This window comes from Arcobacter iocasae, from assembly GCF_042214795.1.
In the GTDB taxonomy this organism is placed as follows: Bacteria; Campylobacterota; Campylobacteria; order Campylobacterales; family Arcobacteraceae; genus Arcobacter; species Arcobacter iocasae.
The window spans coordinates 1,342,873-1,357,557 of record NZ_CP090177.1 but is presented as its reverse complement, the minus strand read 5'-3'; the positions used below and the strand labels follow the sequence as shown (position 1 = coordinate 1,357,557).

Below are 14,685 nucleotides of genomic sequence, written 5' to 3'. Positions count from 1 at the left end.
TACTATATAAAAACTAAGGAGAGGTTTATGGGTAAAATTCAAGGGGTATTTCCACCTTTAATAACTGTATTTAATGAAGATTCAACAATAGATATTGATTCTATAAAAAAACACATAGATTTTTTAATTGAAAAAGGCGTAGATGGGGTAGCTATTTTAGGTACAACGGGGGAGTTTTTTTCACTTTCATTTGAAGAAAAGAAATTTTTAGTTGAAAATATATTAGCACATACAAAAAATAGAATAAAAGTTATAGTAGGGGTTGGAGAAACAAATTCAAGTAAAGCATTTAAATTTATAGACTATTTAGAAGATAAAGATGTGGAAGCATTATTAGTTATCAATCCTTATTTTGTTGTATATGATGAAGATACAATTGTAAAATACTATAGTGAGATATGTAATAGAACATCTAAAAGTGTACTTATTTACAATTTCCCAACATTGAGTGGATTTGATTTTACTTATGATGTTGTAAGAAGAATAGCCTTAAATAATAATAATTTAGCAGGGATAAAAGAGACTGTTGAAGATATAAAACATATTGAAAAAATGTTAAAAATAAAAGATGAGAAAAAAGATTTTTCTGTTTTTTGTGCCTTTGAAAGCCAAGCAATAGAAGCCTTAAAACTAGGTGTTGATGGATTTATCAATGCTACTGTAAACTTTGCACCTGAATTTACTGTAAATACATATAAATATTTTAATGAAGGAAATGAAGAACTTACAAAAGAGTACTTTGATAAAATGAATAGTGCAATGAAAGTTTATACATATAGCCAACCTCTTTTACAAGCTTGTAAACAAGCTGTATATTTTAGAGTACTAAAAGAAGATAAATATGAAAAATTACCAGCATATTCTTTAAGTGAAGAGAAAAAGAAAGCACTTAAAAATGACTTGCAAAAACTTAATATTTTATAATTAAAGGTAAATTATGGAAATGTCTAAAAGAACAATTAAAAGTATCCGAGCTTATGTAGTAAGCGGTGGTGGTGCTGATTACCACGACCAAGGTGAAGAGCATTGGATTGTTAAACAAATATCAACTCCTATGAGCCTTTTTTCTGAATATAAACAAACAAGAACAAGCTTTGGAATTAATGCCCTTAAAACTATTGTAGTAGAAGTTGAAGATAATACTGGAAAAGTAGGTTTTGGTATCTCAACTGGTGGTTATCCAGCTGCATGGTTGGTGATGAATCATATAGATAGATTTATTGTAGGTCAAAATCCCTCAGATATCGAAAAGATGTGGGAACAAATGTACAGAGGAACACTTTATTATGGTAGAAAAGGTATTGTAATGAATGCTATTTCTGCTGTAGACCTTGCCCTTTGGGATTTACTAGGAAAAATAAGAAATGAGCCTGTTTATTCTATGATTGGTGGAAAAGTAAGAGATGAATTAGAGTTTTATGCCACAGGTCCTAGACCAGATTTAGCAAAAGAGATGGGATTTATTGGTGGAAAAATGCCACTTGTATATGGTCCAGCGGATGGTGAAGAAGGATTGAAGAAAAACATAGAATACGCAAGAAAAATGAGAGAAGCAGTTGGTGATGATTTTATGCTAATGTGGGATTGTTGGATGTCACTAGATCTTCCATACGCAAAAAAACTTATGCATGAATCTGAAAAACTAGGTATGAAATGGATTGAAGAGTGTTTTAATCCTGATGATTATTGGGCTTATAGAGACTTGAAAAAAGCAGCTGGTAATACTATGATGGTCACAGGTGGAGAACATGAAGCTACTAAATATGGTTTCAAAATGTTAATTGAAATGTGTGATTTAGATATATTACAACCAGATGTTGGTTGGTGTGGTGGTATGACTGAACTAATCAAAATAGGTAATCTCGCAGAAGCAGCAGGTAAGTTAGTTATTCCACATGGAAGTGGTGTTTATAGCCACCATTATGTTATTACTAAGCTATCATCACCTTTTACAGAATGTTTAATGATGGCACCAAAAGCTGATAAAGTTTTACCACAATATTATCCACTACTATTAGATGAGCCAGTTCCAGTAAATGGGAGACTAAAAGTTTCTGATAAACCAGGGTTTGGTGTTACTTTAAATAGAGAAAATCTAGTAGAAGTAAAAAAAGAAGCTTAACTCTTAACTATGTGAGATAATTTCTTATCTCACATAACTCTTCAAAAAAATTAATCTAAATACTTTATATAAAAATGAAATAATTAATTGTAATAGTTTTTATAGAATTTGTAGTTTTAAATAAGTTACCTTAAAAGGTAACTTATTTTTATAGATAGATTATTGTTTATTTAAATCGTATTGTAAATATACAACTTTAGTTTGTAAGAATTCTTCTAAACCATGTTTACCATCAGCTCCACCAATACCAGATTTTTTCCATCCAGCGTGGAAACCTTGCATTGCTTCAAAGTTTTCTCTATTGATATATGTTTCTCCACATTTTATCTCTTTGCAAGCTCTCATAGCTATATCAAGGTTTTGTGTATAGATTGATGAAGTTAATCCAAACTCACTATCATTTGCTAAAGCAATAGCTTCATCAAGTGTATCAAATGTTACGATTGGAAGTACTGGTCCAAAAATCTCTTCTTTGATAATATCCATATCTTGTTTTACATCAATTACTACTGTTGGCTCATAGAAGTATCCGTCATCCCTATCGCATCTTTTACCACCAGTTGTAATAGAAGCTCCTGCTGCAACTGCTGAATCTACTAATTTTTGAACATGAGTAATAGCATCTTCATTAATAAGTGGTCCCATGTCAACTTGTTCTGTTAAAGGATTTCCACAAGTTAAAGCAGCCATAGATTTTGTGATTCTGTCAGCAAACTCTTTTGCAATACTTTTATGTACATAAACTCTTTCAGCACAATTACAAACTTGTCCATTATTTGTAACTCTTGAATTCTTGATAGCTTCAACTGCTATATCAAGATTAGCATCTGCCATAACAATCGCAGGTGCTTTTCCACCTAATTCTAAAGATACTTTTGTTACATTTTTAGAAGCTGCTTCCATGATTTTAACACCTGTTGGAACACTTCCTGTAAAACTTACGATTCCTACTTTTTCATTTGCTGCAAGTTCATTTCCAACAGTTGAACCAGATCCAGAAACTAAGTTAAATACACCTTTTGGAAGATCTATTTCATCAACTAATTTTGCAAATTCAAAGGCATTGTTTGGAGTTTCACCACTTGGTTTTATAACAATAGTATTACCTGTTAAAAGTGCAGGAGCTAATTTTCTTGCAATTAAGAAAAATGGGAAATTCCAAGGTAAGACACCAGTTGCTACTCCTATTGGTAATTTAAATAAAAAGATATTTTCATTTGGTCTATCACTTTGGATTATTTCACCTTCATATCTTCTCGCCCATTCAGCCATATAATCCAAATAATCAGCAGTGAAATTAACTTCAACTTCTGCTAAACCTAATACTTTTCCTTGTTCTTCAGTGATAGTTTTTGCAAGCATATCACTATTTTCTCTAATTTTTTGTGCAATCTTTCTAAGATAATTACCACGCTCAACTGCTGGTAATTTTGCCCATGCATCTTGTGCATTGTGTGCTGCATCAATAGCAACTTTTGCATCTTCTGCATTTCCTTTTGGGATATAAGAAATAATCTCTTTTGTTGAAGGATTAATTACGGGAGTTGTTTCACCTTTATTAGAAATAAACTCTCCATTAATATACATTTCATAAACTCTTTTTTCTGACATAATTTTCTCCTTATTAACTTTTATATATTCAAATAATTACAAATAAAATTTATATTTTTATTTCCACCATAATGCAATTTCTGGAAATACAATTAATACAACAATTGCTAAAGCCTGTAACATTATAAAAGGCATTACAGCTTTAAATATATCACCTAATGATACATCTGGCGGAGCAACAGTTTTTAAAATAAATACACCCGTTCCAAATGGAGGGGATAAAAATGCTATTTGCATATTTAAAGCAAACAACACACCAAACCAAACAGGGTCATAACCTAAGGCAATAACAATTGGCATAAAAATAGGTATTGTTAATAAAACAATTCCAACCCAATCCAAAAACATACCTAAGAAAAATAGAATTACCATCATTAAAAATATTATATAAATAGGAGAACCACTTCCATGTGCTAATATTACACCTTTAACAAACTCAATTCCACCCATAAGATTAAATACACCTACTAATAAAGTAGCACCTATTCCTATCCAAATAATAGTACCGCAAGTTTCTAGCGTTTTATAAGCACTATCAACCATCAATTTCCAAGTAAGTTCTTTTCTTAAATAAACAGAAAGAGTAATACCCAATACACCAATAGCAGAAGATTCTGTAACTGATGCTATACCCATATAAATACTTCCTAAAACACTTGCTGCAACCAATAATGGTAGAATAACTTTTTTTAAAGACTTAATCTTCTCACTCCAAGGAACATATTCTTGTACTGATTCAGGAACCATACTTGGATTTAAATATCCTCTTATTAATACATACGCTATATAAAATCCTGCAAGCATTAAAGCCGGTAAAAATGATGCTGTAAACAAATCTGAAATTGAAACATTTGCTGTTAAACCAAAAATTATCAATACAATAGATGGAGGAACCATGGTTCCTAAAGCACCACCAGATACAACAACCCCAATTGCAAGTTTTTTATCATAACCCATTTTTAACATTTGAGGCAGAGCAATCATTCCTAATAAAATTGTTTCACCACCTATAATTCCAGACATTGCAGCTAAAAAAACTGCTAGAACTATAGTTTGTATAGCAACACTTCCTCTTATATTACCACTAAAAGATTTCATAGCCGCAAATAAGTCCCTTGATATATTTGACCCATCAAGTATGGCGGCCATCAATACAAACATGGGCACGGACACAAAGGCATAAGATGTAACAAAGGCATAAACTCTTGTTGATATTAAACTTGAAGCTTGAGGTCCAATCCAAAAAAGTAAAAAGAATCCAGCAACCAAGGCAGTTATAAATGCCAAAGGTAAGCCAAGAATCAATAATCCAATTATCATTCCTAGCATCAATAAACTACCAGCTTCTATTCCCATAGAAGAAATATTAAGTAATTCAAACATTATTTTCTCCTAAGTATAGAAATAAATTTAACAAGTACTTGTATAAGCATCAATATTAAAACCAAAAATAAAACAAGTTTTGATATTGCTGGAAAAGGTGGATTCCATGCAGAACCCGAAGTTTCCATATAAAAAGCACCCCAAGGCTTAAACCAAGAACTTTTGAAAAGTAAAAAAGCTGAATAGTTCATAAATACTAAACAAATTATCAATAATGTTGAGATTAAAATATCAACATAATACTTGTATTTTTTTGATAGCATATCATATAAAATAGTTATTTTTATATGTCTATCAGTTGTTAAAGAGTGTAATCCTCCCCAAATAAATAAAATACCTGCAATCAAAGTTGTTGTCTCTTGAACCCAAGAAGTAGGTGAATTAAGTACATATCGAGAGAACACTTCATAACAAATAATGATAAAACAAACTATATAAAAAATACAAATCTTTCGACCGATTAAAATTATTAATCGGTCAAGTTTATTATATTTCAGCTCAGGATTTTCCATTAAATCATTCCATTATCTTTTAAGAACTTAGTAATAAGATCATAAGCTTCTTTTGCATTAGGAGATTGTGTAGACATTTTTTTCCACTCACCTTGTGCAATTCTTCTAAATTTTATTTTTTCTGATTCTGGCCAAGTTACAATAGTATAATCTTTAGTTTCCGTTGCTCTTGCTGCTTCTGCTTTATCAGAAAGTTTTATTGTAGAAATAATTTGTCTAACATAATCTCTAAAAGAAACTTTAATTATCTCTTGATAATTTTTTGGCATTTTATTCCAAGTTTTTGTATTAATAGAAAGGTCCATTAATGGAATAGAGTGAAAACCTGGGAATATTGGGAATTTAGCAATTTTATTAAGTCCTGCTTGAGCATTTACAGCTAAAGTAGATGCATCTGCTGCTTCTATAACTCCTTTGTCTAATGAAGTAAATACTTCACTATATGGTAAGTTTACAGGCGCTGCACCAGCTGCTTTAAATACTGCTTGAACAAGACCCTCAGGTGCTCTCATTTTCAAACCTTTTAACTCTGCAACACTTCTTATTGGTTTTTTTGCAACTAATGATTCTAAACCATTTGTCATAGCAGAAACAAATGTCACACCATAAGGATTCATCAATTTATTCATAAATTCATTTCCTCCTCCATACTCCATAAACAAAATTAAATCATTTGGATCACTCCACGCACCAACAGTATTTCCCATTAAAGCAAATGCTGGATCTTTACCAGAAAAATATGCGATTGAAGAAATTTCTCCATCAAGAACACCTGCTCCAATAGCATCTAATGTTTCAGTATATTTTACAATACTATTTACAGGTAAAACTTCTATATTAATATCAGAATTAGTCATTGTAGCAACAGTTTTTGCCCACTTCTCTTGTAACTTAAAATTAATAGACCCAGATGGATCTGCAGATTGTAGTTTTAAAGTAAATGTACTTGCCCCTTGCAAGAATGTACCAAACATTGCTATAGCTAAAGATAGCTTTACTAATTTTTTAAACATTTTTTTCCCCTTTGTTGTGTACTTTAAAAAACCAAGTTTAAAATTTATACTATTTTAAACTACTGTTTAATAAACTTAAGTATGATATGTTAAAGCTTAAACTATACTTATATAAGGACTTGTTCTTATATAAGTACTGATAGAAGAGAAGAGCCATTTTTAGGCTACTTTTTATTAGGAAAGATTAATTTTCTTAAAAAAAATAAACAAATAATTAACATAAAATGGACTATTTAGCAGAAAATCTTACATAATTTTGACATTTTTAATAATTCTATTCTTTTTTTCTTACATTTTTGTAAACTTTTTATTTAGAAGCTAAAATTGCTAAATAAGCTTGTTCTTGATATTTATTTAAAGCCTCTGGATACTCAACGCTGTTTTTTCTCTCAAAACTTCCCATTGCTTGAGCTGATACCAAATCAACTGTACATTTTGGATTTAATTGGATTAAACTCTCCATTTTGAAAGTAATTGCACCACCTGCAAAGTTTCCTTTTTTTGCTCTTTTTTTGATATATACTTGTTCAATATCATTTTCAGTCAAAAACACTAATAAGTCATTACAATAACTTCTTATAGACTCTTGGAGTTCATCATCTTCCAAAGTGATTTTTTTAGTTTTTAAATCTTTATATTCTCCATCAATCTGAACTGCTAAGATTGTTTGATTTGCTTTTAGTTCTATTCCACATATATTCATTTTATTATTCCTTTTAAATGTCCCATTTAAAAGGGACTGTAATTTTATGATTTCTTTTAGCATTGGAAATAAATCCCAATTAAAGAAACAAATCCTAAAGAGAAGAACGAGTTCTTCTTTAAATGGGACATTAATCATATGATTTGTAGAAGTATAAGATAAATTTTTAGAGTGGATTGATTTTATTGCAGATTGTTATATATTAATAAAGTTTCCCATATAAATCCATATATGTAAGATAAACTCTTAGGTCAAATTCATATTGATGATAATTAGGCTCCATAAAGCAACATAAACTATAAAAGGCCTTATCGTGTTCTTTTTCCTTTAAATGAGCTAATTCATGCACTACAATCATCCTAAGGAACTCTTCTGGAACATTTTTAAACAAAGTACCTACTCGTATCTCATTTTTACTCTTAAGTTTCCCACCTTGAACCCGCGAAATAATAGTATGCAAACCCAAAGCATCATTGATAACATTTATTTTCCCATCATAAATCACCTTACTAAGAGGAAGTGACTTCTTCAAATAACTATTTTTGAAATCCATAGCATAAGAGTAGAGCGCTTTATCATTTTTATAATCATGTGAAGTCTTATATTTATTTAACAAATACTTATCAAGTTTTTTATTATCAATCAACTTTTGTATTTGTGAGATTATATCTTTGGGATAGTGGTTTAGGTATTTTAGGTTTTTCATTTAATTATCAAATCTTCATATAAATTTTAAAGTCATATTTTATTTAAGGTCAAGGCGAAGGTGAGTTTTTGCGAAGGAGCCTACTAAAAGTAGGTAACTGAGTAAAAACTCATCTCCAACGCAGAGATTAATTAAAAGATGTCTTTTAGACTAAACGTCTAAGTGTTCTACATCTTTGGCATGCTCTTCTATATAATTTCTTCTTGGCTCTACTTCATCACCCATAAATAGTGTGAAAGTATCAGATGCTACTGTTGCATCATCAATAGTAACTCTTAGAAGTCTTCTAGCTTCTGGTGTCATTGTTGTTTCCCAAAGTTGCTCTGGATTCATTTCCCCAAGACCTTTATATCTTTGGATATAGGCACCTTTCTTAGCTAAAGTTTCAATTTCATCTAATATTTCTACTAAATCTCTACCTTCAAATACAGTTAAATCTCTTTCAACTAATTTGTTATAAATATAAGTAGCTTCACTAAAATATGGTGATGCAAAAAGTTCATCATCAATTAGTAACTCTTCAAGACCCTCTTTTGTTTGAACAAAAAGTTGAATACTTTCATCTGTTAATCTCTTAGATAAAATATTATAACCTTTTGCTTCTAGGAAACCTTTTACTTCTTCATATAATGCTGTAAAATCTAGATTTACTAAGTTTGAATTTTCAATTAAGTGTTTTAATACTTCTGATAAAGAATATCTTTTTTCTAATTGTGTTAACATTCCTCTATATCTAGAAACAGTTTTAAATAAATCCACTAAGTCATTGTATCCAAGACCTTGGAACTCAAATGACTCTAAACCATTTTCTATTAAGAAAGCAGATAGGGCATTGTCATCTTTTAAATATGTTTCATTTTTACCTTTTTTATATCTATAAAGAGGTGGTTGAGCAATATATAAATAACCTTTTTCAATAATAGGTCTTAAAAATCTAAAGAAAAATGTTAAAAGCAGTGTTTGAATGTGAGATCCATCAACATCCGCATCCGTCATAAAAATGATTTTATGATATCTGATTTTCTCTTCATCAAAATCTTCACCAATTCCACAACCAATAGCTGTAATCATGTTTCTAATTTCATCAGATTTTAAAATTTTGTCAAGTCTTGATTTTTCTACATTTAAAATCTTACCTTTTAGTGGTAAAATCGCTTGGTAAACTCTATCTCTACCTTGTTTTGCAGAACCCCCTGCAGAGTCCCCTTCCACTAGGTATAATTCTCTAATAGCTGGATCTTTGCTTTGACATTCTGCAAGTTTACCAGGAAGAGTTCCAACTGTCATTGCATCTTTTTTTCTAGTCATATCTCTAGCTTTTTTAGCAGCTTCTCTACCTCTTGCTGCCATTAAAGCTTTATCCATGATAGCTTTTGCTTGTGCTGGATTTTCTTCAAAATATTTATCTAATTGTTCAGATGTTAATCTTTGGCAAATAGGTTTTACATAAGAACTTCCAAGTTTACCTTTTGTTTGACCTTCAAATTGAGGTTCTGGAACTTTTACAGAAATAATTGCAATAAGACCTTCTCTTACATCATCACCTGTAATTTTTGTATCTTTTTCTCTAGCTGCTGCATTTTCATTTAAATATTTAACAATACTTCTTGTAAGTCCTGCTTTAAATCCAGCCTCATGAGTTCCCCCATCAATTGTTCTAATATTATTTACAAATGATAAAGTTTTTTCAACATAAGTATCGTTATACATAACAGCAATATCAACTTCAACACCATCAACATTGTCATTAAATGCTACTGCATCAGATACAGCAGTTGCAGTGTTTATATCTTCAACAAACTGTTTAATACCACCTTCAAAATGATAAACTTCAGTTTTTTTAGTTATTTCATTTATTAAAGTAATTGAGATAAATGAGTTTAAATATGCTACTTCTCTAAATCTTTTTGCTAAAACAGCAAAGTCATAAGTATTTACTTCAAAAATAGAATCATCAGCTAAAAATTCAATAGTAGTACCAGTTTTTCTAGGACTTTCACCAATTACTTCTAAAGGAGCTTTTGGAATACCTTTTGAGAACTCTTGATAATGAATTTTTCCTTCTCTGTAAATAGTCATTTTTACTTCTTTAGATAAGGCATTTACAACAGAAACCCCCACCCCATGAAGACCACCAGAAACTTTATAGGTATCTTTATCAAATTTACCACCAGCATGAAGTACTGTTAAAACAACAGTAGCAGCTGAAATACCTTCACCTTCATGAATAGCTGTAGGAATACCTCTACCATCATCTTCAACTCTAATCCAATGATCTTTTGTCATAGTAATTTTTATATTTTTACAATATCCAGCCATTGCTTCATCAATAGAGTTATCAACAACTTCATAAACCATATGATGTAATCCATTAGTGTTAGTATCACCAATATACATACCTGGTCTTTTTCTAACAGCTTCAAGACCTTTTAAAACTTTAATATTGCTAGCACCATACTCTTGGCTCATTAATTATCCTTTTTTATTTGTCTAACACAATTGGCATTACAATTGTAAAAAATTTATCATCTTCTAAGTAAAATGGTAAATTAGATTCATTGAATCCAACTACAACATTTTCATTATTTGACATGCTTAAAAAATCTAATAAATATTTAGCATTTACTGCTAAATAAAAATTTTCACTAATATTTAAATCAATATCAATTTGAGTTTTAGATTCTGTATCTTCATCTAAAGATTCAAATACCATTGAATTTGGAGAAAATGTAATTTTGATATTTGAAAACAAAGATGTAACTAATTTAATAGAATCTATTAAAACAGCTTTTGGTAATGTTAAATTATATTTTAAACTATTTGGAATAATTCTTTCATAATCTGGAAATTTTCCATTAATTAATTTTGTAAAGAATTTAGAATTATCAGTTTCTACCACTAAGTTTGTATCATCATAAGATATTTTTGCATCATCTAAAAATAGTTTTTGAATTTCTATAATTGCTTTTTTAGGAATGATAAATTGAGATTCATTATTTGAAATATTTTGTAAATGAGAAATAGCAAGTCTTCTTGTATCTGTTGCTACAAAATTGATTTTAGAATTTTTAATATCAATTAAAGCACCATTTAATTCAAATTTTGGATTATTGTTATCAATTGCAGGTGTAATTTTTCTTATGCTATTTACTAAACTAATTGTTGAAATATTTAATATATTTAATTCAGTATTCATAATTAAATTAGGATATTCATTAGCATCATACATAGGTAATTTAAAAGTTGATCTATTTTGTTTTATAACTAAATTGTTATCTATAGTTTCAACAATGATTTTGTCGTTTTTTAATCTTTTGATTATACCTAATAGATTACTTCCGTTAACTGTACCTTTTCCATCTGTTGATTCTTCAATATCATTAACATAAGATTCTAATCCAATTTCATAATCTGTAGCTTTTAATATTAATTTTGAATTTATTACTTCTAAATATATATGTGAAGTTATAGAACTAGAATCTTTTTTTTCTAAAAATGGTTGCATTGAAGAGATTATATTTTCAAAGATATTTTTAGCAATGATAAATCTCATGTTATCCCCTTTATTTATTATTTTATTTAGTGGTAGTAGTAGACTATGTGAATAGATGAAAACTCTTGATTTAAGCCGATGTAATCAACTCTACAAAGAGTGATTAAAAGGTTAAAGATATTCACACCTATTCACATAATAGTTTAAAACTTTTCTACAGCTACCCTCTATTTATGATTTTATTTTTCAAATTTTCAATTATTAGTTTGAAATTTTCATCTTTTTCAATTAACTCATTTGCTTTTTTAATATTATGAGAAATTGAACTATGATCTTTCATTCCTAAAAATTTAGCAATATCTGGCATAGAGTTATGTGTTAATTCTCTTGCTAAATATATCACTATTCTTCTTGCATTTGCAACAATTGCTGTTCTTTTTTTAGATTTTATATCACTTGGTTTGATATTAAGCTCTATTGCAACGATTGTTATTATATCAGGAAGTTTTATATTTTCTTTTGTCTCTTTTATTTGTTCTTTTAAAAGATTTTGTACCATTGGTAAGTTAATCTCTTGGTTAAGTAAGGCTGCACTAGCATTTATTCTAATTAGTACACCTTCTATTTCCCTAATAGAGTTATCAAGGTTTGTAGCAATATAATTTACTATTTCCCTATCTAAATGAATACCATTTAATTCAGATTTTTTTTCAATAATCGCTATTTTTGTTTCTAATCCTGGTATTTGAACATCAGCTGTTAAACCCCATTCAAATCTAGATTTTAATCTATCAACAAGGCCTGCTATTTGAGATGGAAGTCTATCTGAGGTCATAACTATTTGTTTTTCTGCATTATGAAGTTCATTAAAAGTGTGGAAAAACTCTTCTTGAGTCTGTTCTTTACCACTTAAAAATTGAATATCATCGATTAATAAAACATCACATTTTCTATATTTACTTCTAAAATGTTCCATATTTTTATTTTTAATTGCAAAAGTAAAGTCATTCATAAACTGTTCAATCGTGACATAAATAATTGTTCTACCATGCTCTATTGCATCATTTCCAATTGCTTGAAGTAAGTGAGTTTTACCTAAACCAGTCCCACCATAAATAAATAAGGGGTTGTATTGAATACCTGGTTTTTTTGAAACAGCAAGGGAAGCATTAAAAGCCATTTGATTTGATGAACCAACTACAAAAGAATCAAAAGTATATGATGGATTTAAAATAGTGCTTTCCACATCAGATTTTCCAACTTGTTCTTTTAGTATCTCTTTTTTAGTTTTCTTTTCACCTGTTAATTTTATCTCAACAGTTGGCTTAGTACCGTCTATTGTTTCAATACAGTGTTGAATGATTTTTGAATATTTACTTTTTATCCAGTTTGCAATGTATTTATTAGGAACTTCAAAAATAGCTATGTTATCGTCAGATGAAATTTTTTTGTATATAAGTTGTTTTAGGTATCTGTCATAGTCTGATTTTGATGTTTCATTTTTTAAAACTGATAAAATCTCTTTTGTTGTCATTAAATATAAACTCTTTTTTATTTGATTGGTAGATATTATATCTAAAATATTTTAAAAACTAAGATATAATAAAAATTATGTTGAATAAGTAGTGAATAACTTTTGAATAACTTTGTAATTTAAGTGAAAATTTATAAAGTTTCTACCATTATATCACTCTTTTAATAAGTGAATAGATTTTTTAAGGATATGTGAACAGTTGAAAAAAAAGATATTAGGAATAGACCCTGGAACTATAAATTGTGGTTATGCAGTTATTGAAAAAGATAATAGAGAACTAAGACTTTGTGAAGCTGGATTAATAAAAATAAAAAGTAAAATTTTACAAGAGCAAATAGTGGAAATGGTTGAAGGGTTAGATTTGATTTTTTCAAATCACGAGATAAATGAAGTAGCTATTGAAGATATGTTTTATGCTTTCAATCCAAAAAGTGTAATTAAACTTGCTCAATTCAGAGGTGCCATATCTTTAAAGGTTTTACAAAAATTTGGAAATTTTTCTGAATACACTCCATTACAAGTTAAAAAAGCAGTTACAGGAAATGGAAAAGCAGCAAAAGAGCAAGTGGCTTTTATGGTAAAAAGATTATTGGGTATAAAAAAAGAGATAAAACCTCTTGATATTACAGATGCAATTGCAATTGCATTAACCCATGCTCAACGATTAAAATAGAACAATTTTGGAAATTAGATGAAAAATTTACCGATTATTGCATTTTGGGCTTTAGGGATTATTTGGGGAAGTAATTTTATTTATATGAAGATGGCAGCTGTTTATATTTCTCCTATGCAAGTTGTTTTTTTCCGAGTTTTATTTGGATTTATTCCAGTATTTTTATATGCACTTTACACAAAAAGTTTAAAACTAAAAGATTTAAAATATAGTTTTCATTTTATTGTTATGTCATTACTTGCAACTGTTGTTTATTACTTTGGATTTGTAAAGGGATGTGCTTTACTTTTATCAGGAGTTGCGGGAGCTTTAAGTGGTTCAATTCCTCTTTTTTCTTTTTTATTAGCAGCCGTTTTCCTAAAAGAAGAAAAAATTACAAAATTTGCCTTTTTAGGTGTTTTTATAGGTTTCTTAGGAGTTATTTTAATAAGTGATGTGTTTAATGAAAATATTTTAGCTTCAAATATGGAAGGGATGCTTTCTATGATTTTAGGATCACTTAGTGTTGGAGCATCTTTTATTTATGCTAAAAAATATGTGATGCCCTTAAAACTAAAAGCAGAAGCATTAACTACTTATCAATTAGGTTTTGGTGTTTTGATTTTACTTTTTATCACAAACTTTGATGGCATAAATAATATTTGGCAAGATACTCATAGTGCTCTTGGATTAGTTATTGGTTTGGGATTATTAGGTACTGGATTAGCTTATATTATTTATTATTATATGATTGAAAAATTAGGGGCATTAAAGGCTTCTTCTATTACTTATATTCCTCCTGTAGTTGCACTTATTATTGCTGTATTTATTGTGGGAGAAGATATTAAATTGATTGATATTATTGCTACAGGGTTTATATTTTTAGGAGTATTTTTAATAAATCAAAGAAAAAAAGTATGAGATTAGTTTAAACAAAAGTTGTTATAATTCGCCTC

At 29.1% G+C, this 14,685-nt stretch carries 13 protein-coding genes; 4 read left to right on the top strand and 9 right to left on the bottom strand.

Features of this window, described 5'->3' with window-relative positions:
• Positions 1-27: 27 nt before the first annotated feature.
• A complete protein-coding gene (locus LXN10_RS06770) occupies positions 28-924 on the top strand; it encodes a dihydrodipicolinate synthase family protein (RefSeq protein WP_375725107.1) in 897 nt (298 codons plus the stop codon).
• A gap of 13 nt (positions 925-937) precedes the next feature.
• Positions 938-2,122: an L-rhamnonate dehydratase gene (gene rhmD / locus LXN10_RS06765; protein ID WP_375725106.1), complete on the top strand. Its 1,185-nt coding sequence runs from the start codon at positions 938-940 to the stop codon at positions 2,120-2,122.
• A 159-nt stretch (positions 2,123-2,281) separates the two neighbouring features.
• On the opposite strand, the gene aldA is transcribed toward rhmD, so the two are convergent.
• The 9 genes from aldA to dnaA form a co-directional block, all read right to left on the bottom strand.
• Positions 2,282-3,733 (bottom strand): aldehyde dehydrogenase, encoded by a 1,452-nt coding sequence (gene aldA / locus LXN10_RS06760; RefSeq protein ID WP_375725105.1) that lies wholly within the window; start codon positions 3,731-3,733, stop codon positions 2,282-2,284.
• Between the two features lie 57 nt (positions 3,734-3,790).
• A complete protein-coding gene (locus LXN10_RS06755) occupies positions 3,791-5,116 on the bottom strand; it encodes a TRAP transporter large permease (protein ID WP_129100392.1) in 1,326 nt (441 codons plus the stop codon).
• A complete protein-coding gene (locus tag LXN10_RS06750) occupies positions 5,116-5,628 on the bottom strand; it encodes a TRAP transporter small permease subunit (RefSeq protein ID WP_375725104.1) in 513 nt (170 codons plus the stop codon). Before LXN10_RS06750 ends, LXN10_RS06755 begins: the two co-directional genes overlap by 1 nt.
• On the bottom strand, positions 5,628-6,641 hold the full coding sequence (locus LXN10_RS06745; protein ID WP_375725103.1) for a TRAP transporter substrate-binding protein: 1,014 nt from the start codon (positions 6,639-6,641) through the stop codon (positions 5,628-5,630). Before LXN10_RS06745 ends, LXN10_RS06750 begins: the two co-directional genes overlap by 1 nt.
• Before the next feature lie 307 nt (positions 6,642-6,948).
• On the bottom strand, positions 6,949-7,344 hold the full coding sequence (locus LXN10_RS06740; protein ID WP_375725102.1) for a DUF3010 family protein: 396 nt from the start codon (positions 7,342-7,344) through the stop codon (positions 6,949-6,951).
• A 202-nt stretch (positions 7,345-7,546) separates the two neighbouring features.
• Entirely contained in the window at positions 7,547-8,050 is a 504-nt protein-coding gene (locus LXN10_RS06735; RefSeq protein ID WP_375725101.1) for a M48 metallopeptidase family protein, read from the bottom strand.
• Between the two features lie 150 nt (positions 8,051-8,200).
• A complete protein-coding gene (gyrB, locus tag LXN10_RS06730; protein ID WP_375725100.1) occupies positions 8,201-10,519 on the bottom strand; it encodes a DNA topoisomerase (ATP-hydrolyzing) subunit B in 2,319 nt (772 codons plus the stop codon).
• Positions 10,520-10,532: 13 nt separating this feature from the next.
• On the bottom strand, positions 10,533-11,603 hold the full coding sequence (gene dnaN / locus LXN10_RS06725; protein WP_375725099.1) for a DNA polymerase III subunit beta: 1,071 nt from the start codon (positions 11,601-11,603) through the stop codon (positions 10,533-10,535).
• A 160-nt stretch (positions 11,604-11,763) separates the two neighbouring features.
• Entirely contained in the window at positions 11,764-13,077 is a 1,314-nt protein-coding gene (gene dnaA, locus LXN10_RS06720) for a chromosomal replication initiator protein DnaA (RefSeq protein WP_129100400.1), read from the bottom strand.
• A gap of 199 nt (positions 13,078-13,276) precedes the next feature.
• On the opposite strand from dnaA, the gene ruvC reads away from it, so the two are divergent.
• Together ruvC and LXN10_RS06710 are read left to right on the top strand one after the other, a co-directional pair.
• Positions 13,277-13,750, top strand: a complete 474-nt coding sequence (gene ruvC / locus LXN10_RS06715; protein WP_375725098.1) for a crossover junction endodeoxyribonuclease RuvC — start codon at positions 13,277-13,279, stop codon at positions 13,748-13,750.
• A gap of 18 nt (positions 13,751-13,768) precedes the next feature.
• On the top strand, positions 13,769-14,650 hold the full coding sequence (locus LXN10_RS06710) for a DMT family transporter (RefSeq protein ID WP_375725097.1): 882 nt from the start codon (positions 13,769-13,771) through the stop codon (positions 14,648-14,650).
• Positions 14,651-14,685: the final 35 nt, after the last annotated feature.